We start from the raw sequence: 25,990 nt of genomic DNA on the forward strand, positions 1-25,990 counted from the left end.
CTGAATCCTCCCTGATACCGCTTTAGCCGACGACAGATAACTGCGCTACGACTCACTCACTTGGCAGGTGTAATGCTCTGCACCTGCGGCGCGCCGTTCACCCGCACCTGCAACGCCGAATCACCGGCCAACGGCCCCGGTGCCGGCCAGCGCATTACCGCCCCCGGCAGGACGTAACCCAAGAGTCCTTCGGCCAGCGGTCTGCTCTGCCCTGCCTGTTTGATTGCCACGTCAGTCAGTCGCGCATGCACCGCGCCTTGATTACGCACTTCGACATAGGGCTTGCCGTCCACGGCCACCGTGCGCCAGCTCAATTGCGGCAGGCCGACACCCTTGGGATCACGCGCGCGGCTGCTATCTTCCTTGCTCCACAGCCCGGCACCATAGGCAAACAACGGCACCGAGTAGCGCATCTGGAAGCGGATCGCTGCCGCGGTTTTGCCTCCGTCAGCGGTCGCGGGTTGTGCGGAAGGAATTTCGTCAATGATGATCCGATAGGCCAGTTCCTGCCCCGGTGGCACTTCCTTGGTTCGGGTCAGACGCACCAATTGTTTCTGTCCCGGCTCGATTTTCGCCACCGGCGGGCTGCCGATCACGTCGCGCTGGTTCTGGTATTGCTCGGCGAAACCACTCTGGCTCCAGCCGAACACGCGGATCTGCAGATTGGCGGTTTCACTGCCGCGATTCTCCAGCCACAGCGCACTGGCCTGCTGATCAGCCTCCAGCACCGGATCGATCGGCCAGATCAGCACCGAACTCGCCGCGTGTGCCTGACTTGCCCCAAGCATGACCAGCGTCCACATCGCACAGCGCACGAACGAATGCAGTGACGTAACTGACCCCATAAACCTGCTCCTTGTCGGCCATTCAACTTCGCCTTACCACGACAGTTGCACCTGCAACACGTCGCTGTACGTCCCCCCAGGCTGATTGCCCGGCAATTGCACCTGACCGTAAATCGGCAGGCTGATGTTGTTCGCATCGCTGTAGGCCACCGCCACACTCTGGCCGATGCCCAGGCTCTGGCTGTATGCCGCATCACTAAACAGCGCATACGCCACCCGCGCATTACCGCTGTTGACCTGCATGTGCCGGCCGCTGTTGTTGTACTGGCCGCCATCAACGCTCATGTTCAGCGTCACGCCCGGCGTGCATTGCAATTGCACCCCGCCCGTCAGCGCGACCTGCACGGTGCCAGTGGCCAGTGCCGAACGCGAACCGAAATTCAGCCCGCCATAGTTCGACACCCCGCCCACCACCAGACACCCGGCAGTGACCGTGGCACTGACCTGAAAGCTCTGGCTCGTTGCTGCGGTCAGCGGCAGCGGCGCACTGCCTGCGCAGAGCAGGAGTAGCGCGGCACAGCCATGGCGGCGCATGGCATCAGAACGTCAGTTCAACAGCGACAGTGTCGGTGTACGTCCCCGCCGGCAAACCGGCCTTGCCGACCGCTTGACCGTAGATGTTCACTGTCTGCGCCACACCAGTACTGGCGGCGAGGTTGATCGTCCCGTCAATCGCCAGCAGTTGCGAATGTCCGGCATCGGTGTACAAGTCGTACGGCACGTAATTGGCAACGCCGTCGTACAGCGCCCGCGTGCCACCCGGTGACATTCCGTCGTGGGAGCCCGCGCGTACCTTGACCGTCGGCGTGGTGCCGCTGGAGCAGAGAATCGACAACGCCCCGCCGCCGCCGCCCAACACCTGCCCGGTGGCGGTGGTGAACAGGCTGTTGGCAGTGCCGAAGTTCAACGCACCGAAGTTCAGCCCGGTGGAACCGCCAGCACCGTTGACCTGACAGCTGCTGATCAGAATCAGGCTGGAGGTGATCTGGCCGGTGATCGTGGTGGCGGCGTTGGCACTGGAAACCAGCGCCAGGCCAAGCAACGACAAACCTATCCTTGATGCAAACATACGCATGGTGTCCGTCCTCTACGGGGTTACCAGTCGAGCGTCACCGTCAGGGTGTCGGTATAGACTCCTGCCGGTACCGCACGGGTATTCGCCACCACCGTGCCAAATACCGGAATGGGTATCTGCGCACCGCTGGTGACAGCGAAATTGTGTTGCTGGCCGATGCTGTAACTCCGGACGCCGGAGGGATCGACAAACAGCTGATAAGGGAGGGTCTGGCGACCGTTGCTCAGGCGCCGGGTATTGCCGTCACCGTGGGTGCCGCCGTCGATGGTGACGGTGAAACCGGTGACCGAGGGATTGCAGGCGACGTTGAGTTTGCCGCTGCTGTCGCCGTCCAGACTGGCCTTGATCGGCGCGTTCCAGGTGGGCCCCTGAAGGCCGAAGTCGAGGGTGCCGAGGGCGCTGAGCGGACTGTCGGGTGTGCTGGTATTGGTGACTTCGCAGCCGGCAATCAGGATCAGCCGCGCATTGATTTGCCCGCTGACCGCCGCTTGCGCCTCGTCTGCGAGCAATGCCAGCGTCCCCGCTGCCACCACCATCCAGTGTTTACCTGTCATTGCGCCCGTCCCTGCTCCTTTACGCTGATTCGATCACCGCGCTCATCATCGAACGCCTTCCTTGCGCACCCGCGTCCAGCGGCTGCCTTGAAACCACACTCACCAGGTGACCGTCACCTTGACCAGATCCGAATAACGGCTGACCTGCGGCACCTCAGCCAGGCGCTCGATCCGCGCGTAAAGTGGCAACTCCACCGTGCCGCTGTCCGGCACCCGCCCACTGACCGGAACATCCACCACCAGCGGCACCCGGCGCGCCGCGTCCTGATACAAGCGGTACGGAATCGGTTTACTGCCGACCGAACCGGCCATGTAACGGACTTCGCCGACACCACCATGCAAGCCGCCGTCGACACGCATCTGGTACGGCGTGTCCGGATTGCACTCCAGCCGTGGCAGGCGTTGATTGGTCAGCGCCGCTGCCAACGGCCCGGCCGGGTCATCGAGGCGCGCGGTGCTGCCGAAATCGAGCACACCCAATTGCTCGATACCCGCCTGCCGCTGCTGGCCGATCAACTGGCAGCCGCGTTGCACATCGACGCGCACTTCGACCTGAAGATCCGCCGAATAGGCAGGCGCAGCGAGCACACACAACAGCCCCATGACCCCATATACATTCACTGCGCCATTCCTTGTCAGTGATCGCTTGCGACGTCGTTTCTGTGATTGAGGTTAGCAACGGTCGACGATTCCGCCAGTCGATTGGATCCATGGATCGGCCGGGATATGTTTCGAAAGATTGACAACGGGGCGAGTAATGTCGCTAAAAATGGCTGTACGTGCCGCACAAATTTGTTCAATAACCGCCCACTGTCGACACGTCGCGGTGGCTGGTCATCTCGGCGTCTGGTTACACTACATCGCCGCGCTCCCGGGAGCCGGTTTTGACGAACACGGAGACGCCGACAGTGCCTGCCCACCCGCCGAAACGATCGCGACTGATCCAGCGCTGGCCGGCGTTGCGCCGCTGGTTCGGCAAGGGTTTGCCGGCCGGCGCCGGGCATGACGCCAGCGCCCAGTCGATCCGCGATTACTTCCGACACAAGGCCAGCGGTCAGGGCTACACCCTCAGCCACAGCCAGCAGCGCGTCATCGAGTGCATGGCGCAGCAGGCCAGTCTGCTGTTGGCCGCCAACAGCCGAACCGCGCCAAGCCTGTATCTGTTCGGCGCCGTCGGGCGTGGCAAGAGCTGGCTGCTCGACGGCTTCTTCCAGGCGCTGCCGATCACTCAGAAACGACGCTTGCATTTCCATCAGTTTTTCGCGCAATTGCATCAGGGCATGTTCAGCCATCGCCTGCAGGACGATGCCCTTGAAGTGACTCTCGACGAACTGCTGCAAGATTGTCGGGTGCTGTGTTTCGACGAGTTTCATGTGCATGACATCGGCGATGCCATGCTGATCACCCGGCTGTTCAAGGCGTTGTTCAAACGACGGATTCTGCTGCTGGTGACCTCCAACTATGCGCCTGAAGGTTTGCTGCCCAATCCGCTTTATCACGCCCGCTTCAAACCGGTGATCGAACTGATCAATACGCACATGCAGGTGATGGAAGTCGGCGGCCCGCACGATTACCGCAGCCAGACGCGTCACTCTGCACACCAGATATTCACCCAGGGACATTACGTGTGGCCGGCCACGCCAGCACAACGCACGGCCCTGGATCTGCCACCTGCAGAGGCACCGGCCGTTGCGCTAACGGTCGGCACCCGGCAGTTTCAGGCGCGTTTTTTTGAGAAGCGGCGGGTCGGTTTTACCTTCAACGATCTGTGCGAACAGCCAACGGCGGTGATGGATTATCTGGAACTGTGTCGCCGTTTCGACCGCTGGATCATCGATGATCTGCCGGAACTGGCGGAGTGCTCGATCGCCGCGCAACAACGCTTCATCAACCTGATCGACGTGCTGTACGACCAGGACAAGCACCTGACGCTACTCGGTCGTTTGCCCTTGCGTGAAAGCCTGGACGGCCAGGCCATTGACCTGGCGCGCACGCGCAGTCGGTTGGGGCAGTTGCAAGAAGTGCACGGGACGATCTGAGCACGCCATTCCCCTGTGGGAGCGAGCCTGCTCGCGAAAGCGCCCTATCAGTCAAAACATCAGCTTCTGACACTCCGCCTTCGCGAGCAGGCTCGCTCCCACCAAGGGCAACTGAAGTTTCGCCGCCTATCCAATTCAAACCCGGGCTTTGCCGTTATCATGTCGACCATTTCCAGCGCCCCAGCGTCGCTCCACTGAACAATAGCGAACACCAAACATGCACACCCTTGCTCAATTGCGTGCCGGCGAGTTGTCGGGCATCACTCGACTGGATCTGTCTTGTGGCCTGACCGAATTCCCGCGCGAGATTTTCGATCTGGCCGAGACCCTGGAAATCCTCAATCTCAGCGGCAACGCCCTGAGCCGCCTGCCGGATGACTTGCACCGTCTGACGCGCCTGCGGGTGCTGTTCTGCTCCGACAACCCGTTTACCGAACTGCCGACCTGCCTCGGCCAGTGCGCGGCGCTGACGATGATCGGCTTCAGGGCCAATCGCATCGTCAACGTACCCGCTGCAGCCCTGCCACCACAGCTGCGCTGGCTGATCCTGACCGACAACTGCCTAGAAAGCCTGCCGAGCGAACTCGGTGAGCGCCCTGCCCTGCAAAAGCTCATGCTGTCCGGCAACCGTCTGCAAGCGCTGCCACCCTCGCTGAGCAACTGCCATCGTCTGGAGCTCTTACGCATCTCCGCCAACCGCCTGACCGAGCTGCCGCAGTGGCTGCTCGCGCTGCCGAGCCTGACCTGGCTGGCCTACGCCGGTAACCCTCTGGAAACCGAGGCGGACGCTGCCGCGCTCGACGCGACGGCACAGATCCCCTGGTCTGCGCTAAGTCTGGAGCAACGCTTGGGTGAAGGCGCCTCGGGGGTGATTTCCCGGGCGAACTGGCAACGCGACAATGGTTCGGTGATACCGGTTGCGGTGAAGTTGTACAAAGGTGAAATGACCAGCGACGGCTCGCCGCTGCACGAAATGAATGCGTGTATCACCGCCGGCCTGCATCCCAATCTGATCCGCGTCGAGGGACGCATCAGTGGCCATCCCGACGGCCAGCAAGGATTGGTGATGCAGTTGATCGATCCGTCGTTCCGCAACCTCGCCGACCTGCCCAGCCTGGCGTCCTGCTCGCGGGATGTGTACGCCGATGATTGCCGGTTCAGTGCCGAGGTCGCGCTGAACATTGCCAAAGGCATCGCTTCGGCAGCCGAACACTTGCATCAGCAAGGCATCACCCACGGCGATCTCTACGGGCACAACATTCTGTTGAACGAGCGCGGCGATTGCCTGCTCGGGGATTTTGGCGGGGCGTCGTTCCATGCTGTCGACGACACGCTGGAAACGCGCGCGTTGCAACGTATCGAAGTACGTGCGTTCGGGATTCTGCTGGGTGAGTTGCTGGCGCGCGTCGACTCGGGGTTGAGTGATGAGCGGCGTCGGGTTCTTGAGGAACTGGAGCGACGTTGCTGTCAGGCGGATGTGCTGGCGCGACCGGGGTTTGCTGAGGTCATGCGGCAGCTTGAGAATCTGTGACCGCTGCGCGGTCAATCGCTAGCAGGCTAGCTCCCACACTGGATCTGTGGCGTTCACAAATCCCCTGTGGGAGCTAGCCTGCTAGCGATGAGGCCATCACCGGAGAAACAGATCAGCCCGCCAGGCCAACAAACATGTCCTGCACGTCATCATGGTTGTCGAGGCCTTCGAGGAACGCTTCAACTTCAGCCATCTGCTCGTCACTCAAGCCGCTGACCGGGTTCTTCGGCTGGTAGCCGAGCTTGGCCGACAGCACGGTGAAACCCTGCTCTGGCAACGCTTTCTGCACCGAATCCAGGTCGGTAGGGTCGGTCAGGAACAGCGTTGCGCCGTCTTCGCCCGGCTCGAAATCCTGAGCACCGGCTTCGATCGCGGCCATTTCCGGATCGGCGTCCGGGGTGTCCGGCGAGGCTTCGATCATGCCGACGTGGTTGAAGTCCCAGGCCACGGAGCCGGAAGCCCCCAGTTGGCCTTTACGGAACGCCACGCGGATTTCGGCGACGGTACGGTTGATGTTGTCGGTCACGCACTCGACGATCAGCGGCACCTGGTGCGGGGCGAACCCTTCGTAGGTCACGCGATGGTATTGCACGGTTTCACCCAGCAGACCGGCGCCTTTCTTGATCGCGCGATCGAGGGTTTCTTTTGGCATCGAGGCTTTCTTGGCCTGTTCGACCACCAGACGCAGGTGTGCGTTGGTGGTGGTATCGGCACCGTTGCGGGCAGCGATGGTGATTTCCTTCACCAATTTGCCGAAGATCTTGCCTTTGGCGTTGGCTGCCGCTTCTTTGTGTTTAACCTTCCACTGTGCGCCCATTACTCACTCTCTTGATCTGTGGCGCCGAGACATCTATTGGCCGACGCGTGGCGCCAAGTTTATACGGCCTAAAGTCGGCAATCGACCAAAAAAACGCAATGTGGAATCGACATCTTCACCAGAGCTTGTAGGGGAATTCTGAAAAACGCCTTTGACATGACCATTCAACGCTGCGGTTTCGTACCCTCTCAGGCCCGTATTGCCTGACAGAGCCTGTTCGAATGCTCAATGACAAGGAAAGTCCTTTTACCCTGACCCTGACCGACAGCGGTCTGTGCCTGCCGGTGGTGCGTTTTCACGGCGAGGAAGCGCTCAACCAGCCCTACCGTTTCGACATCGAACTGATCGGTTTGGCCCCCGCCGTGACGCCGGGCACATTCCTGCACCAACGGGCCTTTCTGCGTCTGGACGACCATCATGGAATCCACGGCGTGATCGACAGTGCCAGTTGCGAACATCGCGGTACGCACCGGATCGGCTATCGCGTGACGGTCGTGCCGCGCTTGCACAGGCTGGCTCAGCCGAGCAAACGGCGAGTGTTCGTGCAACAGAGTGTGCCGCAGATTCTCCAGCAGTTGCTCACGGAAAATGCCCTGCCCGCCGACGGCTACCGGATTGAAATGACCGTCGGCCGCTACCCGATCCGGCCTTTTTGCATCCAGTACGAAGAAAGTGATCTGGCGCTGCTGCACAGACTTTGCGAAGAGGAAGGCATTCACTACCACTTCGAACACCGGATGGACGGACACGTTGTCGTGTTTGCCGATGACAGCCTCAGTCTGCCGCAAACGCCGGTACTGGTTCCGTTCAAGGCCTGTGAGCAAACGCCTTCTCCCTGCATCACTTCGCTGTACCAGCATCATCACGCCGCGCCCGTCGTCACGCTGCATGCCGTGCGTAACCGAGGGCAGCGGGCGATCAGCGACGAGGCCGCCAACCACATCACGGCAAATCCCTTGCCGCAGGCATCTTCCCTCGAACAACGACACCACGAACAACGCAGCCGTCGACATCTGGAACGGCAACGCTGCCAGCATCGGACGATCAACGGCCGCAGCGACCGGATCGGCTTGCTCAGTGGACAACTGCTGCAAGTGTCGGCACATCCGGTCAGCCACTTCAACGAACAATGGCGGCTCACCTCGATACGTCATCACGGGCAACATCCGTCGATTCTTGATCCGACCCCACCCTTGCACCGCTACGAAAACGATTTTACCGCCCAGCCCTGGTCAAGCGATTTTCGCCCGGCGCTCAACCAACCGCGTCCCGGCATTGCCGGTTATCACCTGGCGCTGGTGCTGGGACCTGCCGGGCAACCGGCGCAGCTCGATGAACAGGGTCGGGTCGCCGTCAGGCTGTGGCCCTCGGAACATCTGCAAACCCTTGATGACGAGGCGATCTGGCTGCCCATCGCGATGACTCGCGCCAATGGCCGAGTGGCACGGGAGGAACTGCCCTGCGCCGGCAGCGAAGTGTGGGTGAGTTTCCTTGACAGCGACCCCGACCGGCCGATTCTGTGTCTGGGCAACTCACGCAAGCCCACACCTCGCGAACCACCCGCACGTGACAGTCTATTACTCGACTGGCTACTCGACAGCGGCGCACGCTGATCCATTTGTAGGAGCTGCCGCAGGCTGCGATCTTTTGATTTTGATCTTAAAAACCAGATCGAAAGATCGCAGCCTGCGGCAGCTCCTGCATCAACACGCCGTGCTTCAGGCTTTGTCAGCCTTGCCCGCCGCCGCAGCGAATTTCGCCAGACGCACATCCAGATGCCGAGGACGCCGCCCGTGATCTTCGGCGCGCTCCTTGCGGCGGATGGCGTTGCGCACCATCAACGAACCGAGGTAGCGGATTGGCTCCGGCGGGAAATAACCCAGCGGCCCGTTGACCAGCGGCGAGCGGGTCCACGGGTTGTCCAGGCCCTGCACCAACGAAGCAAGAATCTGCCCGCCCATGTGGCACGGGCCGACGCCGCTGCCGGAATAGCCAAAGCCGTAAAACACATTGCCGGCGCTGCTCATCTGGCCGAAGAACGGCAAACCGGTGACCGAGCGATCCGACGGGCCGTTCCAGGTGGCATCGACTTTGACATCGGCAAACGCCGGGAAGAAGTCGGCGAGGCTATTTTTCAGCAGGCCGGCATAAGGCGATGGCTGATCGAACACCGGCAGCATGCGCCCGCCAAACGCGAAGGTGTTGCCACCCTTGCCGAGCATGATCCGGCCGTCCGGAGTGTTGTGGTAGTAGTGCACGAAAATCCGCGAATCGAGCACAGTGACCCCGCTGGTCAGGCCGATCTGCTGCAACAGATCCGGTCGCGGCTCGGTGATCAGCATGTCGCTGGAAACAATCGCCACGCTGCGTTCGAACTGTGGAAAGGCACGGGCCATCCACGCATTCATCGCCAGCACCACGCGATCGGCAACGACGCTGCCGTTCGGTGTTTGCAGGCGTGCCGGGCGTCCTTCTTCCAGCCCGGTCATTGCCGTGTTTTCGTAAATTTTCACACCCAACTGCAGCGCCACGCGACGCAAGCCACGCACCAGTTTGCCCGGTTGCACACTGGCCGCCGCCGGCGAGAACCAGCCTTCCAGATGCTTGCTCGAACCGGCCATGCGCTGCACATCGGCCAGCGGACGCTGGGTAAACGAGTTGATACCGTTGCGCTCCAGTGCAGCGATTACCGCATCGGTCGAGCCGACTTGCGCGCGGTTGGTCGCGGTGTACAGCGTGCCGTCGAGCCGATAATCGGCATCGACGCCGTACTGCTCACAGAACTCGCCAATCGCGTGGATACTGCGCTCCGATTCCTTGACCAGGCGCACCGCTTCCTCGACGCCAAACAAGCGTTCAAGGGTGAAATACTTCGCCGACCACGACAGTGCACACCCGCCATTGCGCCCACTGGCGCCGGCGCCGCAGATGTCCGCTTCGATCAGCAAGACTTCGAGTTCGGGGTTTTGTTGCTTGAGCATGATCGCCGTCCACAACCCGGTGTACCCGCCGCCGACGATGCACACATCGGCGCGGACTTCGCCTTGCAACGGCGGGCAGGTTTGCGAGGTGTCGGCCTGCAAGGCCTGCTCCAGCCAAAACGGTCTCATGGGGTTTCTCCAAGTCAGATGGCCACGACCCAGCCTGCCGCGAGCGTCGCAGCAGGCCACGAGGCAAGGGTTTCAGGAACGCAGGGGTTTGATTGTCAGCGGGCAATTGGGGATCGAGGCGCGCGGCTCCATCACGCCAACCGGTCGGCTGTTCCAGTGCGGAATCAGCACCAGCGCCGAGAACAGCGCGCAACCGGCGAAGACGATGAACACCGTCACCGAGTCGAAGTAACCCGGCAGCAAACCGCCAAGTACCGCACCAACCGAGCCGCAGCCGTTGACGAAACCGGCCGCCGTGGCGCCGGCCTTGGCTTTGCCGAAGTCGATCGCGGCGGCACCGCTGATCATCGAGTCCGGGCCATACAAAGTCAGCCCCATGACGAACAGCAGCGCGACCACCAGCAACACACTGCCGGTATGCAACGCGGCCATAAACAGCGCCAGCGTCACGGTCAGCGCCAGCAAGCTCAACACGCAGGCCGGCATCCGACGGGCGCCGAACAGTTTGTCCGAGGCCAGGCCAATCAGGATCGGCCCGAGCAACCCGGCCAGTTCAAACGAAGTGGGAATGATCGCCGCGCCGACCTTGCCGACACTCGGCATCTGTTCAAAGACAATCACCGGGCCCCACAACAGAATCGCGTAACGCGCCGGTTTCAACATGAAATACGCCAGGCCCAATACCAGCACCGTGCGGTTACGCAGGATTTCCTTCAAGGGCTCCCAGACGCTGAGCTTGCTGTTGGCTTCGGTTTCTTCCGCCGTCAATTCAGGTTCCGGCTCGACCGCCGGCAAGCCGACGTCTTCCGGCTTGTTGCGCTGGAAGATAAAGAACAACACCGCCACCACGGCGACCACCACCGCACTGGAAATGAACGCCGCGTGCCAGGTGCCCACCAACGTATAGGCCCACCAGCCGGCGAACGGCGACGCTACCAGACCACCAAACGCGTAACAGGAACTCCATAACCCGAGCACTCGCCCGCGTTGTTGGGAGGGGAAAAAACTGCCGAGGTTTTTGCACAATCCCGACCATCCGGTGGACTGCGCCAAGCCCTGAATCAACATGCAGGTGGCGAAGATTGGCAACGTCGCGTAACTGCCCATCACCAGCGCCGCTGCGGCGGAAATCAGCAAACCGCCGAGCACCACGACCCGTGGGCCAAAGCGGTCAGCGAGCATGCCCCAAGTGAACTGGCCGAGGGCATAAGCCGCCAGATAGATCGCATCGAGGTTGGCCATGGCCATCTTGTCGAGCATGAAGGTCGGGTCTTCGGCGATGCCGAGTTTGGCCACCGAAAACGCTTTGCGGGTGAAATAGAAAGCGGCGTACGCAAGCCAGGTAATCGCGAAAATCTGCACGCGCCAACGCGCAATGGTGCCGATGTGCTTGTTCATGGTGGTTCTGACCTCAGGGTGTGAGTGTGCCGGCAGAATCGTTAAGAAAAACGCCTGTGTTTTTATTGTTGAGCACTGCGATATCACCCCGTCCCTGTGGCGATATCGGTCAGATGAGTCCTGTTGTTGCACGCACAGGCTCATGGCTACCGTGCGGCCCGAGCGGGCAGTCAGCGATGGCGTGAGCCGATCAAAGCAATTACTGTTTAATAAATAAAATCGATTTATCGTATTTCACACATAAGCTCAGCTTGTTACTGACTAAACGATCAGGTGACTGCATGTCGGTGTCCCACGCCCAACTCAAAGCCTTCCACGCCGTGGCTGTGCATGGAAGCTTCACCAAAGCCGCCGAGCGCCTTTTTCTCACCCAACCGGCGATATCCGACCAAGTGCGCAAACTCGAAGAGCGTTTTGGCGTTTTGCTGTTTCACCGCAATAAACGTTCCGTACGCCTGACCGACCTGGGCGAGCGCTTGCTGGCGATCACCCAGCGCCTGTTTGTGATTGAAGCCGAAGCACAGGAACTGTTGCAGGAATCCCAGGCCTTGCAGACCGGCAGCCTGATTCTGGCAGTGGATGCGCCGGTCCACGTGCTGCCGCAGATCGCGCGGTTCTGCGAGCGCTATCCGGGGATCAGCGTGAAGATCGAAACCGGCAATACCGATGAATCGCTGTTTCGCCTGTTCAACTATCAGGCCGACCTAGCGTTGCTGGGGCGTGACGTCAGCGATGAGCGCTTGCTGTGCGTGCCGCTGCGTAATGATCCGATGGTCGCGTTCGTGTCGCGCCATCATCCGTGGGCCGAGCGTGAATCGATCTGCCTGGCAGACCTGGATGACACGCCGCTGGTGTTGCGTGAGCACGGTTCGGTAACCCGGCAGACGCTGGAAGAGGAAATGGCCCGGGCCGGATTTCGCATTCGTCCGGCGATTCAGGTTGAGGGCCGGGAAGCGGCGCGTGAGGCGGTGGTGGTCGGGATTGGCGTTGGCGTGGTATCGGCGGCGGAATTTGGTGCGGATTCGCGGGTGTGCGCGTTGCCGATTGTCGACTGCACACGACGGCTGACGGAGACGCTGGTGTGCTTGCGCGAGCAAAGCAATCGACGGGTGGTGGCGACCTTTCTCGATATGGTGCGCCAGAGTCTTGTGTGAACCGTGATGGCCCCTTCGCGAGCAAGCTCGCTCCCACAGGGGTTACGCATTCCAAATGTGGGAGCGAGCTTGCTCGCGAAGGGAGCGACTCGGTGTATCAGGCCGGCGCCAGACCAAAGAACGCCTGAATCAGGCGCAACTCCCGCCGCCGCTCCATGCAGCCGATCATGTGCCGATTGACCAGCCCTGCCCCGACAATCGGAATCGCCACCACGCGCGGGTCATGGCTGACCTCCACCGATGACACCACGCCAACGCCCAACTCGGCCGCCACCGCTTCGGTCACCGCCTCACGGCTGTCCAGTTCCAGCAACACGCGCGGATGGATCGACGCGTGCGCACAGGCGTCATCAAATGTACGACGGGTGATCGAACTCGGCTCACGGAGCACCATGATCACCTGATCCAATTCCTTGAGTTTCACTTCCCCGGCGCGCATCGCCCACGGGTGCCCTGCCGGCACCAACGCGCAAATCCGTGATTCGCTCAATGCCTGCAGGTGCAGGCCTTTGCGCGGCTCGACCTCGGTCAACACCGCCACATCCGCGTGTTCCGACAACAATGCAGCGAGGGTTTCCTGAGCATTGCCCAAGCGCAGGTTCACCGTAATTCCCGGATACCGCGCGCGCAGGCTCGCCAACATTGGCATGACCATATGCGGCCCGTCCGCCGCCACTTCCAGCCGCCCGGTCAGCAACTGTCGATTGGCCTCAAGCATCGTCTGCGCCTCTTCCGCCAGGCCAAACATCGCGCGGGTAATCGCCGCGAGTTTGGTGCCCTCCTCGGTCAGTTCCACCCGTCGCGCGGTGCGCCGCAACAGGGTGATCTGGTAGTGCTCCTCCAGCGCCTTGATGTGCCCGGTAACCGCCGGCTGACTGATGAACAAGCGCGCGGCGGCACGGGTGAAGCTGCCTTCACGGGCCACGGCGTCGAAGGCGCGGAGCTGGAACAGGTTCATGAATAACTCTCACTGATGGCTGGCATAACAACAAACAATTTGATTGATGCAACGGCGAATTGCAACGTATGCCCCGTAGCTTCATCCCACAGCGCTATCCGAGGACACACGAATGAGTATTGCCGAACCCATCCTGCTCACTCCCGGCCCGTTGACCACTTCGGCCCGCACCCGCCAGGCGATGATGGTCGACTGGGGGTCATGGGATGACCGCTTCAATCAACTGACCGCCAGCCTTTGCGAACAACTGCTGGCGATCCTCAACGGCGCCGCGACTCACCACTGCGTACCCTTACAGGGCAGCGGCACCTTCGCTGTTGAAGCGGCCATCGGCACATTGGTGCCGCGTGACGGCAAAGTCCTGGTGCTGATCAACGGCGCCTACGGCAAGCGTCTGGCGAAGATTTGCGAAGTGCTCGGTCGCTCATTCAGCACCTTCGAAACCGCTGAAGATGAACCGACCACCGCCGCCGACGTCGACCGCTTGCTGCGCGCCGACAGCAATATCACCCACGTCGCCCTGATCCACTGCGAAACCAGCACCGGGATTCTCAATCCGCTGCCGGAGATTGCCCAAGTCGTCGCGCAACACGGCAAACGCTTGATCATCGACGCCATGAGTTCCTTTGGCGCACTGCCGGTGGACGCGCAGAAAGTGCCGTTCGACGCACTGATCGCCGCTTCCGGCAAATGCCTGGAAGGCGTGCCGGGGATGGGTTTTGTCTTCGCTCGCAAAGAGTCTTTGGCCGCAGCCGCTGGCAATTCGCACTCGCTGGCGATGGACCTGTATGACCAGCACGCTTACATGATGAAAACCGGTCAATGGCGCTTCACCCCGCCGACCCACGTGGTCGCGGCGCTGCATGAAGCGCTGCTGCAATACAACGAAGAAGGTGGCCTGCCGACACGCCATGCGCGTTATGCCGCCAACTGCCAGGCGCTGATGGACGAGATGGGCAAACTCGGTTTGCGCTGCTTCCTGCCAGCGGCGATTCAGGCGCCGATCATTGCTACGTTCCATGCGCCGCAAGATCCGCGCTACCAGTTCAAGGATTTCTACGAACGCGTCAAGGCTAAGGGTTACATCCTTTATCCGGGCAAATTGACTCAGGTCGAGACGTTCCGTGTCGGCTGCATCGGCCACGTCAGCCCGGACGAAATGCGCCAAGCCGTGGCGGCGGTCGGCGAGGTCTTGCGCGAGATGGAAGTGTTAGAGATCTAAAACCCACCCTTAATCTCCTGTGGGAGCGAGCTTGCTCGCGAATGCGGTCGCACATTCAACATAGATATCGACTGATCCGACGCCTTCGCGAGCAAGCTCACTCCCACATTTGAATTGCATTTCAACTCAGGAATTTGATTGCCATGAACTACGTCAACCCAAACAAGCTGCAAGCCGCGATCCTCGACTGGGCCGGCACCGTGGTCGATTTCGGCTCGTTCGCACCCACGCAGATTTTCGTCGAGGCCTTCGCCGAATTCGACGTGCAGGTCTCCATCGAAGAAGCGCGTGGCCCGATGGGCATGGGCAAGTGGGACCACATCCGCACCCTCTGCGATCAGCCGCAAGTGGCCGAGCGTTATCGCAAGGCGTTCGGCCGCACGCCGACCGACGATGACGTCACCGCCATCTACAACCGCTTCATGCCGCTGCAGATCGAGAAGATCGCCGAACACTCGGCGCTGATTCCCGGCGCACTGGAAACCATCGCCAACCTGCGTCAGCAAGGCATCAAGATCGGCTCCTGTTCCGGCTACCCGAAGCAGGTGATGGACAAGGTCGTCGAACTGGCCGCCACCAACGGCTACGTCGCTGATCATGTGGTTGCCACCGACGAAGTGCCAAATGGCCGTCCGTGGCCGGCTCAGGCGCTGGCCAACGTGATCGCGCTGGGCATCGACGATGTCGCAGCGTGCGTGAAGATCGATGACACCGTGCCGGGCATTCTCGAAGGCCGCCGCGCCGGGATGTGGACCGTGGCGCTGATCTGCTCGGGCAACGCGTTGGGTCTGGACTACGAAGGGTTCCGTGCCTTGGGCAGCGATGAACTGGCCAGCGAGCGCAAACGCATTCACGCGCTGTTCGAAGGCTCGCGCCCGCACTACATGATCGACACCATCACCGATTTGCCGGAAGTGATTGCCGACATCAACAAGCGTCTGGCCAACGGCGAAATGCCGCAATCGAGCTGATTCCTGCCGCTTGCTGCAAAGAAAAACGCCAGTGTCTTGCCGACACTGGCGTTTTCTTATTGGCAAAGCCTCGATTCAGAGCATTGAAAGTCCGATCAGCCTCAGGCAAATCCGCCAAAGCGGATTACAGTTAAAGCATGCCGTCGCCCAAGAACGGCAAGTTTGAACCCTGATCTGTGAGGAAACACCGTATGCCGTGGACAAGTTCCGAATCCCGCTACAGCTCCGTCTCGGTCCTGTTGCACTGGCTGATGCTGGTCCTGTTGGTGCTGGTGTACGCCAGCATGGAGTTGCGCGGCCTGTTTCCCAAAGGCAGTGGCGGGCGCACGCTGATCCGCGAAGTGCACTACATGCTCGGCCTGACCGTGTTTGTGCTGGTGTGGTTTCGCCTGCTCGCGCGCAGCATTGGTCCGGCGCCAAAAATCTTCCCCGCCTCACCGCAATGGCAAACCGTGCTGGCGCGGCTGATGCACTGGGCGTTGTACCTGTTCATGATCAGCATGCCGATCCTGGGCTGGCTGATCACCAGCGCCGAAGGACATCAGGTGATGTTCTACGGTTTTGACCTGCCGCTGCTGGTGGCGGAAAACAAAGCCTTCGCCAAGCAGGTCGAACACTGGCATGTGCTGATCGCCACGATCGGTTACTGGTTGATCGGCCTGCATGCACTGGCGGGGATTTATCACCACTATGTGGTGGGCGATAACACGCTGCTGCGGATGATGCCCAAGCGCGGTTGAATATCAGCGGCTGGCGCTAAACCCACGCCGGCCCTGCAAGCCTCCGGTATGAATGAAGATCAGCCGCGTGCCGGGCGCGAACCTGCCTGCCTCCACCTGCTGCTTGAGCGCCAGCAACGCCTTGCCGGTGTACAGCGGCTCCAGTGGGACGCCGCTGGCCTGCTCGGTCTGCTCAATGAACGCGAGCAGCAGCGGATCGACCTTGGCAAAACCGCCACGGCTGGCATCGATCAACTCATAGTCGGCAGTGGCCAGTCCGGCTGACCGCATAATCGACTCGACCTGCGGCGCCACGCCGTGATCCTCAGGGACTGCCAACGCGCCATAGACCCGGTGCGCACCCGCCTCGGCGAGGACCAGCCCGGCGAGTGTTGTCCCGGTGCCGCAGGCCAGCCACCAACCGTGATAGTCGCTCCAGCCCAGCGTAGGCAATTGCGCTTGCGCCTGTTCCTTGATGGCTGCACAGCCGAGCGCCCCTGCAAGTCCACCTCCCCCTCAGGAACCGCTTGCAGATTGGGGTATTGCTCGTGCCAGGGTTGCCAGAATCCCGGCTCGTTGCGCGCGCGATAACCGCCATAACCCAACCAATGCAATTGCATGCCGCACGCCTGCAGATCCAGCACCGTGGGAGTTTCCTGCGCATGCCCGCGCAGCAGCCCCACGGTTTGGAAGCCCAGCCGTTTCCCCGTCGCCGCCAACGCGTGCAGATGATTGGAGTGCGCACCACCGAGACTGATGACGCCCTCGGCACCCATACGGTCGGCGGCTTTGAGGTGTTCGACGAGTTTGAACCATTTGTTGCCGCTGATCAGCGGGTCGATATTGTCGAGGCGCAGGATGGCCACTTCAATGCCGGCGGTTGCGAGCCAGTCGAGGTGAAGGTGTTCGAGAGGGGCTTGGGGTAGCCAATCGGTGGGAGGCAAAAGCATGAGCGGCGATTCGATCTGGACAGAGCCAGCATTCTAGTCGCTCACAAGTCACCATCGCGAGCAGGCTCACAAGGTTTACGATGTGCACAAATCCTGTGGGAGCGAGCTTGCTCGCGAAAGCGGAGTGTCAGTCAATATATATGTCGACTGACACGATGCCTTCGCGAGCAGGCTCGCTCCCACAGGTTCAGCGGTGGAGCTTAAAGTTCAGCAGCGAGGCGCGAGCCTTGGTTGATCGCGCGTTTGGCATCCAGCTCGGCCGCGACATCGGCACCACCGATCAGGTGCACGTTCTGCCCCGCTTCCACCAGACCGTCATGCAACTCACGCAACGGATCCTGCCCCGCGCAGATCACAATGTTGTCCACCGCCAGCACTTGCGGCTCGCCGGTTTCGCCGATGCGGATATGCAGGCCTTGGTCATCGATGCTCAGGTATTCGACGCTGTTGAGCATCTGCACCTGCTTGTTCTTCAGACCGGTACGGTGAATCCAGCCAGTGGTTTTACCCAGACCATCACCGACCTTGGTTTTCTTGCGCTGCAACAGAAACACTTCGCGGGCCGGCGCGTGCGGTGCGGCTTTGATCCCGGCCACACCCCCACGGGCTTCGAGTTGCGTATCGATGCCCCACTCTTTCCAGAACGCGGCGCGATCCTGGCTGGTGGCCACGCCTTGGTGAACGAGGAATTCCGAGACGTCAAAACCGATACCGCCGGCGCCGATCACCGCCACGCGTTTACCCACCGGCTTGCGCTCAAGGATCACGTCCAGGTAGCTCAGCACCTTGGCATTCTCGACTCCCGGAATTGCCGGCACGCGCGGTGCAATGCCAGTGGCGAGGATGATCTCGTCGTAACCGCCTTCCACCAGTTTCGCGACATCGACGCGGGTGTTCAGGCACACCTCGACATTCGTGGTCTGAAACTTGCGTTTGAAGTAACGCAGGGTTTCGAAGAACTCTTCCTTGCCCGGCACGCGTTTGGCGATGTTGAACTGGCCGCCAATTTCGCTGGCCGAATCGAACAGGGTCACTTGATGGCCACGCTCGGCAGCCACGGTCGCGGCGGACAAACCGGCAGGGCCGGCGCCAACCACAGCGATTTTCTTGATCTGCTGCACCGGCAGATAATTGAGTTCGGTTTCGTGGCAGGCACGCGGGTTGACCAGGCAACTGGTCAGCTTGCCGCCGAAGGTGTGATCGAGGCACGCCTGGTTGCAACCGATACAGGTGTTGATTTCGTCAGCGCGGCCTTCAGCGGCCTTGTTGACGAAGTCCGGGTCGGCGAGGAACGGCCGCGCCATCGAGACCATATCGGCATCGCCTTCAGCCAGAATCTGCTCGGCGATTTCCGGGGTGTTGATACGGTTGGTGGTGATCAGCGGAATCTTCACCGAACCGCGCAGCTTGGCGGTGACCTTGCTGAATGCCGCACGCGGCACTTTGGTGGCGATGGTCGGGATCCGCGCTTCGTGCCAGCCGATGCCGGTGTTGATGATGGTTGCGCCGGCCTGCTCGATGGCTTTGGCCAGGATAACGATCTCGTCCCAGGTGCTGCCGCCCTCGACCAGGTCGAGCATCGACAGACGGAAAATAATGATGAAGTTCGGCCCTACCGCCTCGCGCACACGACGAACGATTTCCACCGGCAGGCGCATGCGGTTTTCGTAGCTGCCGCCCCAGCGGTCGGTGCGGTGGTTGGTGTGTGCGGCGAGGAACTGGTTAATGAAATAACCTTCCGAGCCCATGATCTCGACACCGTCATACTCGGCGGTTTGCGCCAGTACCGAACAGGTGACGAAATCGCTGATCTGTTTCTCGATGCCTTCCTCGTCCAGTTCTTTGGGCTTGAACGGGTTGATCGGGGCCTGAATCGCGCTCGGCGCGACTTGTTTCGGGCTGTAGGCATAACGCCCGGCGTGGAGGATCTGCATGCAAATCTTGCCGCCCGCGTCGTGCACCGCGCGGGTGACGATGCGGTGCTTGAGCGCTTCTTCCTCGGTGGTCAGCTTGGCCGCCCCGGAGTACACGCCGCCCTCGTCGTTCGGGCCGATACCACCGGTGACCATCAGGCCAACGCCGCCACGGGCACGTTCGGCGAAGTACGCCGCCATGCGCTCGAAACCGCCCGGTTTTTCTTCCAAACCGGTGTGCATCGAACCCATCAGGGTGCGGTTGCGCAGCGTGGTGAATCCCAGGTCCAGCGGGGCCAACAGGTGCGGGTAGTGAGCGGCGGTCATCGGTAACTCCACAACGAGCAATCACGGAAAAGTTGCGGGCGCTCTGCGGCTCCCGTCAGTCATGTTCGACAGACTAAGAGTCGCATCGCTGTCACTCAATGACCGTAACTGACAACTTATTGATCCAAATGCGCAGCGCCCCTTGGCAATCAGCTCCATGGGCCCTACCCTAGTCGCCATACCCTGTACCCGGTAGCTGTTGGTTTTCATGCGCAAACTTTTGTACCTGTTTTTCTCCATGGCCCTCGTCGCCGCCCTGACCACCTACGCCATGTGGGCGGCGGACCGGCCGGCGGGCCATTACCTGTCGGACTTACGCATTAAAGTGGCGGTCGATCAGGGCATCCCCGCCGATCGTGGCAATCTGCTGGGCATCCAGCCCGAGCTGTTTCCCACCGATTATCAAAGCACCGAGCGCTTGCACCGCAAACTCGCAGCCTATCTGCAGCAAGCCCAGGATCAAGGCCTGCTGAACGATAAAACCGTCGTGGTGCTGCCGGAGAACGTCGGCACCTGGCTGCTGCTCAGCGGCGAAAAAGACGAGCTGTATCAGGCCCCGACCCTCGCCGAGGCGATGAACTGGCTGGCGGCGAGCAATCCCTTGCTGTTCGCCCGCGCCTGGCTCAGCGCCAACGGCAGCGACCGCCTCAACGACGCGTATCTGCGGATGAAAGCCAAGGCGATGGCCAAGGATTACCAGGCGCTGTTCGGTGGTCTGGCCAAAGAATTTCACGTGACCCTGGTGGCCGGCTCGATCGTGTTACCGGAACCCAGCGTTCGCGATGGCCAGCTCAAACCCGGTAGCGGTGCCCTGTTCAACAGCAGCGTGGTGTTCGGCCGCGATGGCGTGCCGCTGGGCCAGCCGCAACGGCAGATGCACCCGGTATTCGATCAGCGCGAAGTGCTCGAAAGCGCAGACAAACACGCGCTCAACGTGGTCGACACCCCGGCCGGACGCCTTGGCGTATTGATTGGTAGCGACAGTTGGTACCCCGACAATTACCGCAAACTCGACGAGCAAAACGCACAATTGGTCGCGGTACCGGCGCAGGTATTCGGTCAAGATGCGTGGAATCAGCCATGGCGCGGTTACAAAGGTTCAAGCACACCGGGGTCGGTCAGCCTAAAACCCGGTGAAGTCACCGAAGGACAAGCCTGGCATCGACTGACACTGACCGCGCAACCACCGAGCAGTCGAGCGATTGCCGGCATCAGTGTGTTCCTGCGCGGGCAGTTCTGGGACAAGGCCAGTGCCGGTCAGAGTTTCCTCAGCAGCAACGGTCAGCAGTTCGCCGATGGCGATGCCCGGGGCGCGCGTTTGTTGAACATCTGGTTGTAAGCCATGAAGCCCCTGCCGATGCGCCTCGGGGACCTGTCGGTAGGCTTTGTTCACAGCCTCGCCGACGCCGTGCGCAGTCATGGGGCGGATCCGCAGTCGTTGCTGGAGCAATATGGTCTGGACGCCGCGCGACTGGCCGAGGCCGGGGCGCGTTTGTCGATTCCGCGCTATATGCGCCTGGGCCACGCGGCGATTCAGTTGACCGGCGATTCGGCGCTGGGCCTGCGCATGGGCCAGCTCAGTCGCCTGAGTCAGGCGGGGCTGGCCGGCGTTACCGCCGCACAGGCGCCAACCGTGCGCGAAGCCGCGCGCTGTCTGATCCGTTTCGAGGCGTTGTACGGTTCCAATTATCGCGGTCAGTCCAGTTTCCATGAAGATGCCCATGGCGCGTGGCTGCGTTTCTATTCGATCAGCCCGTACAACGCCTATAACCGTTTTGTCGTGGACTCGATCATTGCCGGATGGCTGCATCAGCTCTCCAGTGTCAGCCGCGAACCGCTGCGCGCCGAACGCATTGAAATCGAATTCGATGAGCCGGATTACCGCGAGGCGTACGACTTGCTGGGGGATTGCCCGATCCAGTTCGGTGCCGAGGGCAATCAACTGCGCCTGAGCCTGAACAGCCTCGCACAGCGCAATCCCGAGCATTGCCCGAGTACCTGGCGGCATCTGCTGCAACTGTGTGAACGCGAGCTGGAGCAATTGACTCGCACCCGCAGCCTGCGTGAACGCATCACTCAACTGTTGGGGCCATTGCTCAATGGTGGCCGGGAACCCGACCTGGAAGAAGTGGCGGCACGCCTGAAGCTGCCGACCTGGACGTTGCGGCGCAAACTGGCCGAGGAAGGCACGCAGTTTCGCGCAATCCTCAATGACACTCGCCGGGACCTGGCGATGACTTACATCCGCGATACCGAACTGGCATTCGGTGAAATCGCCTACCTGCTGGGTTTTGCCTCAGCCGAAGCCTTCCAGCGCGCCTTCAAACGCTGGAGCGGTCAGACGCCCGGCGAATTCCGCCGCAGTCACCGCAAAACGGCCTGAAAGCAGCTGCGAGCTATAAGCTGCAATCTGCAAGTTAAAGCTCGGTGGCGTCTTCGGCTGGCTCGGGTTGGTCCAGTTCAAAGGCCTGGTATTCGAGCAGCTCTTCTTGATATTCATCCATCGTGTAATCCCCCTGCTGCTCTCTTGAATGGGCCTGCGCAAATGCCCAGTGCCTCGAGCTTAACGTGCTCGTATGAAGGAAAAGTGAAACCCGGCCTTCATGAATAAAACGTAGCAGGTGGTCAGGAATTTATCGCAGGATTTTTGTCAGGGGAATGTAACGAGATTTTAAGCCACCCCAAAAACTACTGTGGGAGCGAGCTTGCTCGCGAAGGCGGCCAGTCAGTCACATGCGTGCTGAATGTTCCGACGCTTTCGCGAGCAAGCTCGCTCCCACAGGGGTTGCTGTGAGGCTGGATTATTGGCCGGACGCTGGCATCGCCGGAATCGGCTCGGATGGCGGGGGGATATCCGGGTTGGCCGGTGGCGTGATGGTTTCGGTCGCCGGTGCAGGTTCTGCACTCGGCGCCGGAGTGATCGGCGCGGCCTCTGCCGGTGACGCAACCGGTTCAGACGTCACGGGTGCGGTCTCGGCAGGCGCGGGAGCGGGCTCCGCTGCAGGCGCCGGGGTTGCGGCGGGCGCAGACGTTGGAGTCGGCGCCGGCACCAGCGCTGCCGGAGCAGGCTTCGCCTCAGGCATGCCGAGGTCAGTCTTCGGTTTCTCTTCAATGTGCGCAGCTTTCTTCGCATCCGTCGGCAGGAACTGCTCGACCAGGGTAAAGAAACGCTCGTAGAACTTCTGTGCCGTCACCGTCTCGCTGGCGACTTTGACCATCGAATCGTCGGACGAGCCGATCGGCATCGACACCGAGCCCAACACACCCACGCCGAGGCTGGCCGAGTTGTTGGTCTTCTTCAGCGCATAACGATCCTGCAAAGCGTTGGCGAACATCGTCGCATGGTGCCCGACACTGCCGTCATCGGCGCAGACCACGTTGAAGCTGATCTCCATATGGGTGTCGCCGGTTTGCTGGAAGCTCTTGTGGCCACTGACCAGTTTCGGGTCACTGCTGGTGATGATGTAGCCCTGGCTAAGCAATGCACGGCGCGCCGCTTCGCAACTGACCGCGTCGGTCACCGGGTAATTGCGCGAAAACGTACCGGAGTCATCGAAGTTCTCATGCTCATACATCGGCTTGTCTTTCGAACAGCCGGCAACAGCGGTCAACAACAGCGCCAACCCGACAACACGCATGGGAGTGGAAATCAACATTGAACATCCTGAGAGAAAACAGTCCGGGGCGTATTGTGCAACAGATCACGCCCCGGCGGCGCATGGATTAGTGTCTTAAAGCAGTTACAACTCTATCGACCTTCAGTTGCGGGAAAAAGTCGCAATGCCAGATGATCGATGAACACGCGCAACTTTGCCGTGGCGTGGCGACTGGATGGCCATAGGACCCAGAACTATCCGGTGTGTTCCAGATGCGTATCAAGCACGCGACGCAAACGGCCTTGAGCCTCGTCAACTCTGCACATGGATGCTGGCTCATGAACGACGGAAAATGGGTCGATTGGCAGACCGCTATCGCGAGCAGGCTCACTCCTACAATTGGAATGAGTACATCCGCAAAAAACAGCTCGGCTGTCAGGCCGCCTTCGCGAGCAGGCTCGCACAAAGAAGAGCAACAGCAGAACGCATGCTGCTTCTGCTCCTCACCACTCAACAGGATGAGCGTTAGCTCGGCTGCAGCTCTTGATCTTGATCTTGATCTGAAGGCCCGTCGGCAGGCTGAGTGGAGGGAATGATCCGGGCGTGGGAGCGCAGCGACCGTTTGGCGAAGCCAAACACAGCGGGAGTAGGTGCAGCGAAGCAAACCGGAGACGCTGCGCCCGGAGCAATCCCGCAGCGAAGGAACCCCGAGCTTTAGCGAGTGGGCCGAACGTCAGGGCAAAGACCTTTGGTTCCTTTGGGGCGTTTGCCAAAGGGACTCGCCGTAAGGGCGAAACCGCCAGCCGCAACGCCCGCAGCAACGGATATTTACCCAAAACCCCAAGAACATGGTCGGCCCAAAGGCCGCCACTACCCAAAGCCCAAAAAAAAGCCCCGACCTATCAGGCCGGGGCTCTCATCACATCTCAGTCAACCATCAAAACCGCTTGATGTCCGCCTGAGCTTCCAACTGCTTGCGATAAGCAGCAAAGTCCTGCTGCCCCTCACGCGAAGCAAGGAAACGACGGTACTGAACCTTCTCTTCATCCGTCGGCGCCGCCGCTTCGTTAACACCATTCAGACGCACGATCATCAGACTGCCATCCGGCAACGTCACGCTGGTGAACGTCGGCTTGTCCTTCGCAGCCGGCTTCGGCATACGGAACAACGCTTGCAGCACCGCCGGATCAACACCTTCCTGACCACGGGTGGCCGCTTCGGTGGCTTTCCAGTTCTGCCCCTCAACCGCCTTGTCCAACGGCGCCTTGCCATCGCGCAGATCCGCGATCAGCTTCTCGGCCTTGGTCTTGGCAGCCGCGCTGGCGTGCTCTTTGGTCAACTGGGTGCGGATCGCCGCACTCACGTTTTCCAGCGGCAGTTGCGCAGGCTTGAGGTGTTCCTTGGAACGCAGCACGATCACGGTTTCCGGATCCAGCTCGATGGCAGTGCTGTTGGCACCCTCGTCGATCACTTCAGTGCTGAACGCTGCGGTGACCACGGCACGGTTCGCCGCAACACCTTCGCCACCTTCACGGCCGAATGGCTTGGAGGTATGCACGGTCAGCTTCAGATCCGCCGCTGGCTGAGCCAGGTCAGACGCTTCGAATGCGGAGTCTTCCAGTTGCTTGGTCGCCTCGACAAAACGCTGCTCGACCTGAGCGGCTTTCAGCTCGCGGGTGAGCTTGTCTTTCAGGCTGGCCAGGGTCGGCACTTCAGGCGCTTCCACACCCAACAGCTTGATCAAGTGATAACCGAAGTCGGTACGAATCGGCTCGGACACCTGGTCTTTCGACAAGGAGTACAAGGCTTTTTCGAACGCCGGATCGTAAACGCCAGGGCCTGCATAACCGAGGTCGCCGCCATTGTTGGCCGAACCCGGATCCTGCGAGAACTCTTTGGCCAGCGCTTCGAACTTCTCGCCCTTGGCCAGACGCGCCTGAACGTCTTCGATCTTCGCTTTGGCCTGAGCCTCGGTGGTCTTGTCGTTCACTTCGATCAGGATGTGCGCGGCACGACGCTGTTCCGACAGGTTGGCGATCTCTTTCTGATACGCCGCCTGCAGGTCTTCGTCCTTGACGGCAACCTGATCGAAGAACGAAGACTTCTTCAGTTCTACGTAATCGATGATCACTTGATCCGGAGTCATGAACTCCTTGGCGTGCTCGTCGTAGTAAGCCTTGACCTCGTCGTCGGTCAGTTTGACCGCCGCCGGGTCAGCCTTGACGTTCAGGGTCGCGAAATCGCGGGTCTGCTTTTCCAGACGGGCGAATGCCAGCACTTCGGCGTCAGTGACGAAACCGCTGCCTGCCACACCGGCACGCAGTTGGCCGATCAGCATTTCCTGAGCCAGCATCTGGCGGAATTGCATACGGCTGTAACCCAGTTGACGGATCACCTGGTCGAAACGCTCGGAGCTGAACTTGCCGTCCACCTGGAATTCAGGTGTCTGCAGGATCACTTGGTCCAGTGCGCCTTCGGAGAAAGCGAATTTCGCTTGTTCTGCACCTTGCAGCAGCAGCTTGCGATCGATCAGACCCTTGAGGGCCGATTCGCGCAGCATTTTCTCGTCGAGCAAGGAAGCATCAAAGTCCTTGCCCAGCTGTTGCATCAGCTGACGGCGTTGCATATCAACGGCCTGGCTCAGCTCGTTCTGGCTGATTTCATCACCGTTGACCTTGGCCGCCTCATTCTTGTGAGTCGTGGCCTTGAAAATGGCGTCGAAACCGGTCAGAGCCATCAGTGCAACGATGACCCCGATAATGGTCTTGGCAATCCAGCCTTGTGAATTGTCCCTGATATTCTGCAGCATGC

Annotated in this window: 21 protein-coding genes and 2 pseudogenes; 9 read left to right on the plus strand and 14 right to left on the minus strand. The window is 60.8% G+C overall.

The genetic code is table 11. The features are described from left to right. Positions 1-56: 56 nt before the first annotated feature. The 5 genes from AB4O01_RS09430 to AB4O01_RS09450 form a co-directional block, all read right to left on the minus strand. On the minus strand, positions 57-845 hold the full coding sequence (locus AB4O01_RS09430; RefSeq protein ID WP_093434113.1) for a fimbrial biogenesis chaperone: 789 nt from the start codon (positions 843-845) through the stop codon (positions 57-59). Between the two features lie 33 nt (positions 846-878). Then, positions 879-1,379 (minus strand): Csu type fimbrial protein, encoded by a 501-nt coding sequence (locus AB4O01_RS09435; protein ID WP_414926366.1) that lies wholly within the window; start codon positions 1,377-1,379, stop codon positions 879-881. 4 nt (positions 1,380-1,383) lie between these two features. Further along, entirely contained in the window at positions 1,384-1,920 is a 537-nt protein-coding gene (locus AB4O01_RS09440; RefSeq protein ID WP_460091480.1) for a Csu type fimbrial protein, read from the minus strand. A 20-nt stretch (positions 1,921-1,940) separates the two neighbouring features. Beyond that, on the minus strand, positions 1,941-2,474 hold the full coding sequence (locus tag AB4O01_RS09445) for a Csu type fimbrial protein (protein WP_093434107.1): 534 nt from the start codon (positions 2,472-2,474) through the stop codon (positions 1,941-1,943). Positions 2,475-2,573: 99 nt separating this feature from the next. Then, positions 2,574-3,077 (minus strand): Csu type fimbrial protein, encoded by a 504-nt coding sequence (locus tag AB4O01_RS09450; protein WP_460092243.1) that lies wholly within the window; start codon positions 3,075-3,077, stop codon positions 2,574-2,576. Between the two features lie 305 nt (positions 3,078-3,382). On the opposite strand from AB4O01_RS09450, the gene zapE reads away from it, so the two are divergent. Further along, complete coding sequence (zapE, locus tag AB4O01_RS09455; RefSeq protein ID WP_257355573.1) at positions 3,383-4,513, plus strand: cell division protein ZapE; 1,131 nt, start codon at positions 3,383-3,385, stop codon at positions 4,511-4,513. A gap of 217 nt (positions 4,514-4,730) precedes the next feature. Next, positions 4,731-6,044: a leucine-rich repeat-containing protein kinase family protein gene (locus AB4O01_RS09460; RefSeq protein ID WP_460091483.1), complete on the plus strand. Its 1,314-nt coding sequence runs from the start codon at positions 4,731-4,733 to the stop codon at positions 6,042-6,044. Positions 6,045-6,156: 112 nt separating this feature from the next. On the opposite strand, the gene AB4O01_RS09465 is transcribed toward AB4O01_RS09460, so the two are convergent. Continuing rightward, entirely contained in the window at positions 6,157-6,861 is a 705-nt protein-coding gene (locus tag AB4O01_RS09465; protein ID WP_099756686.1) for a YebC/PmpR family DNA-binding transcriptional regulator, read from the minus strand. Between the two features lie 221 nt (positions 6,862-7,082). On the opposite strand from AB4O01_RS09465, the gene AB4O01_RS09470 reads away from it, so the two are divergent. Continuing rightward, on the plus strand, positions 7,083-8,474 hold the full coding sequence (locus AB4O01_RS09470; protein ID WP_460091484.1) for a type VI secretion system Vgr family protein: 1,392 nt from the start codon (positions 7,083-7,085) through the stop codon (positions 8,472-8,474). Positions 8,475-8,579: 105 nt separating this feature from the next. On the opposite strand, the gene AB4O01_RS09475 is transcribed toward AB4O01_RS09470, so the two are convergent. Together AB4O01_RS09475 and AB4O01_RS09480 are read right to left on the minus strand one after the other, a co-directional pair. After that, a complete protein-coding gene (locus AB4O01_RS09475; RefSeq protein ID WP_460091486.1) occupies positions 8,580-9,971 on the minus strand; it encodes an FAD-dependent oxidoreductase in 1,392 nt (463 codons plus the stop codon). A 72-nt stretch (positions 9,972-10,043) separates the two neighbouring features. Further along, positions 10,044-11,369, minus strand: coding sequence for an MFS transporter (locus AB4O01_RS09480; protein WP_093434083.1), 1,326 nt, complete (start codon positions 11,367-11,369; stop codon positions 10,044-10,046). A gap of 281 nt (positions 11,370-11,650) precedes the next feature. On the opposite strand from AB4O01_RS09480, the gene AB4O01_RS09485 reads away from it, so the two are divergent. Further along, complete coding sequence (locus AB4O01_RS09485; RefSeq protein ID WP_093434080.1) at positions 11,651-12,523, plus strand: LysR family transcriptional regulator; 873 nt, start codon at positions 11,651-11,653, stop codon at positions 12,521-12,523. Positions 12,524-12,620: 97 nt separating this feature from the next. On the opposite strand, the gene AB4O01_RS09490 is transcribed toward AB4O01_RS09485, so the two are convergent. Then, positions 12,621-13,481: a LysR substrate-binding domain-containing protein gene (locus tag AB4O01_RS09490; RefSeq protein WP_320337563.1), complete on the minus strand. Its 861-nt coding sequence runs from the start codon at positions 13,479-13,481 to the stop codon at positions 12,621-12,623. Positions 13,482-13,593: 112 nt separating this feature from the next. Between AB4O01_RS09490 and AB4O01_RS09495 the strand changes: the two genes are divergently transcribed. The 3 genes from AB4O01_RS09495 to AB4O01_RS09505 all read left to right on the plus strand — a co-directional run bounded on the left by AB4O01_RS09495 (position 13,594) and on the right by AB4O01_RS09505 (position 16,414). Beyond that, on the plus strand, positions 13,594-14,703 hold the full coding sequence (locus tag AB4O01_RS09495; protein WP_460091487.1) for a 2-aminoethylphosphonate--pyruvate transaminase: 1,110 nt from the start codon (positions 13,594-13,596) through the stop codon (positions 14,701-14,703). Between the two features lie 143 nt (positions 14,704-14,846). Further along, positions 14,847-15,674 (plus strand): phosphonoacetaldehyde hydrolase, encoded by an 828-nt coding sequence (gene phnX, locus AB4O01_RS09500; RefSeq protein WP_095050807.1) that lies wholly within the window; start codon positions 14,847-14,849, stop codon positions 15,672-15,674. Positions 15,675-15,865: 191 nt separating this feature from the next. Continuing rightward, the gene (locus AB4O01_RS09505) at positions 15,866-16,414 is read left to right on the plus strand and encodes a cytochrome b (RefSeq protein WP_460091488.1); all 549 of its coding nucleotides are present in this window, start codon (positions 15,866-15,868) and stop codon (positions 16,412-16,414) included. A 3-nt stretch (positions 16,415-16,417) separates the two neighbouring features. Here AB4O01_RS09505 and AB4O01_RS09510 read toward each other — a convergent pair. Next, positions 16,418-17,343 (minus strand): annotated as a pseudogene (locus tag AB4O01_RS09510) (1-aminocyclopropane-1-carboxylate deaminase/D-cysteine desulfhydrase). Positions 17,344-17,543: 200 nt separating this feature from the next. Further along, a complete protein-coding gene (locus AB4O01_RS09515; protein ID WP_460091489.1) occupies positions 17,544-19,583 on the minus strand; it encodes a 2,4-dienoyl-CoA reductase FMN-binding domain-containing protein in 2,040 nt (679 codons plus the stop codon). A gap of 208 nt (positions 19,584-19,791) precedes the next feature. On the opposite strand from AB4O01_RS09515, the gene AB4O01_RS09520 reads away from it, so the two are divergent. Together AB4O01_RS09520 and AB4O01_RS09525 are read left to right on the plus strand one after the other, a co-directional pair. Further along, positions 19,792-20,922, plus strand: coding sequence for a carbon-nitrogen hydrolase family protein (locus tag AB4O01_RS09520; RefSeq protein WP_460091491.1), 1,131 nt, complete (start codon positions 19,792-19,794; stop codon positions 20,920-20,922). Between the two features lie 3 nt (positions 20,923-20,925). Beyond that, entirely contained in the window at positions 20,926-21,966 is a 1,041-nt protein-coding gene (locus AB4O01_RS09525; protein WP_093434058.1) for an AraC family transcriptional regulator, read from the plus strand. 418 nt (positions 21,967-22,384) lie between these two features. On the opposite strand, the gene AB4O01_RS09530 is transcribed toward AB4O01_RS09525, so the two are convergent. The 3 genes and pseudogenes from AB4O01_RS09530 to AB4O01_RS09540 form a co-directional block, all read right to left on the minus strand. Then, positions 22,385-23,239 (minus strand): DUF2242 domain-containing protein, encoded by an 855-nt coding sequence (locus tag AB4O01_RS09530; protein ID WP_460091493.1) that lies wholly within the window; start codon positions 23,237-23,239, stop codon positions 22,385-22,387. 92 nt (positions 23,240-23,331) lie between these two features. Next, positions 23,332-23,490, minus strand: a pseudogene (locus tag AB4O01_RS09535) (LysR family transcriptional regulator); the annotation flags it as partial. A 626-nt stretch (positions 23,491-24,116) separates the two neighbouring features. Beyond that, positions 24,117-25,988: a SurA N-terminal domain-containing protein gene (locus tag AB4O01_RS09540; protein WP_460091495.1), complete on the minus strand. Its 1,872-nt coding sequence runs from the start codon at positions 25,986-25,988 to the stop codon at positions 24,117-24,119. Positions 25,989-25,990 lie beyond the last annotated feature (2 nt).

Source organism: Pseudomonas sp. S2_E02 (assembly GCF_054668355.1).

Coding starts and splice junctions, on each gene's coding strand:
- AB4O01_RS09430 (WP_093434113.1), bottom strand. CDS start 845: ATGGGGTCAGTTACGTCACTGCATTCGTTCGTGCGCTGTGCGATGTGG.
- AB4O01_RS09440 (WP_460091480.1), bottom strand. CDS start 1,920: ATGCGTATGTTTGCATCAAGGATAGGTTTGTCGTTGCTTGGCCTGGCG.
- AB4O01_RS09515 (WP_460091489.1), bottom strand. CDS start 19,583: ATGACCGCCGCTCACTACCCGCACCTGTTGGCCCCGCTGGACCTGGGA.
- AB4O01_RS09540 (WP_460091495.1), bottom strand. CDS start 25,988: ATGCTGCAGAATATCAGGGACAATTCACAAGGCTGGATTGCCAAGACC.
- AB4O01_RS09475 (WP_460091486.1), bottom strand. CDS start 9,971: ATGAGACCGTTTTGGCTGGAGCAGGCCTTGCAGGCCGACACCTCGCAA.
- AB4O01_RS09465 (WP_099756686.1), bottom strand. CDS start 6,861: ATGGGCGCACAGTGGAAGGTTAAACACAAAGAAGCGGCAGCCAACGCC.
- AB4O01_RS09490 (WP_320337563.1), bottom strand. CDS start 13,481: ATGAACCTGTTCCAGCTCCGCGCCTTCGACGCCGTGGCCCGTGAAGGC.
- AB4O01_RS09435 (WP_414926366.1), bottom strand. CDS start 1,379: ATGCGCCGCCATGGCTGTGCCGCGCTACTCCTGCTCTGCGCAGGCAGT.
- AB4O01_RS09525 (WP_093434058.1), top strand. CDS start 20,926: ATGAAGCCCCTGCCGATGCGCCTCGGGGACCTGTCGGTAGGCTTTGTT.
- AB4O01_RS09495 (WP_460091487.1), top strand. CDS start 13,594: ATGAGTATTGCCGAACCCATCCTGCTCACTCCCGGCCCGTTGACCACT.
- AB4O01_RS09480 (WP_093434083.1), bottom strand. CDS start 11,369: ATGAACAAGCACATCGGCACCATTGCGCGTTGGCGCGTGCAGATTTTC.
- AB4O01_RS09485 (WP_093434080.1), top strand. CDS start 11,651: ATGTCGGTGTCCCACGCCCAACTCAAAGCCTTCCACGCCGTGGCTGTG.
- AB4O01_RS09445 (WP_093434107.1), bottom strand. CDS start 2,474: ATGACAGGTAAACACTGGATGGTGGTGGCAGCGGGGACGCTGGCATTG.
- AB4O01_RS09505 (WP_460091488.1), top strand. CDS start 15,866: ATGCCGTGGACAAGTTCCGAATCCCGCTACAGCTCCGTCTCGGTCCTG.
- AB4O01_RS09460 (WP_460091483.1), top strand. CDS start 4,731: ATGCACACCCTTGCTCAATTGCGTGCCGGCGAGTTGTCGGGCATCACT.
- AB4O01_RS09470 (WP_460091484.1), top strand. CDS start 7,083: ATGCTCAATGACAAGGAAAGTCCTTTTACCCTGACCCTGACCGACAGC.
- AB4O01_RS09520 (WP_460091491.1), top strand. CDS start 19,792: ATGCGCAAACTTTTGTACCTGTTTTTCTCCATGGCCCTCGTCGCCGCC.
- phnX (WP_095050807.1), top strand. CDS start 14,847: ATGAACTACGTCAACCCAAACAAGCTGCAAGCCGCGATCCTCGACTGG.
- AB4O01_RS09450 (WP_460092243.1), bottom strand. CDS start 3,077: ATGGGGCTGTTGTGTGTGCTCGCTGCGCCTGCCTATTCGGCGGATCTT.
- AB4O01_RS09530 (WP_460091493.1), bottom strand. CDS start 23,239: ATGTTGATTTCCACTCCCATGCGTGTTGTCGGGTTGGCGCTGTTGTTG.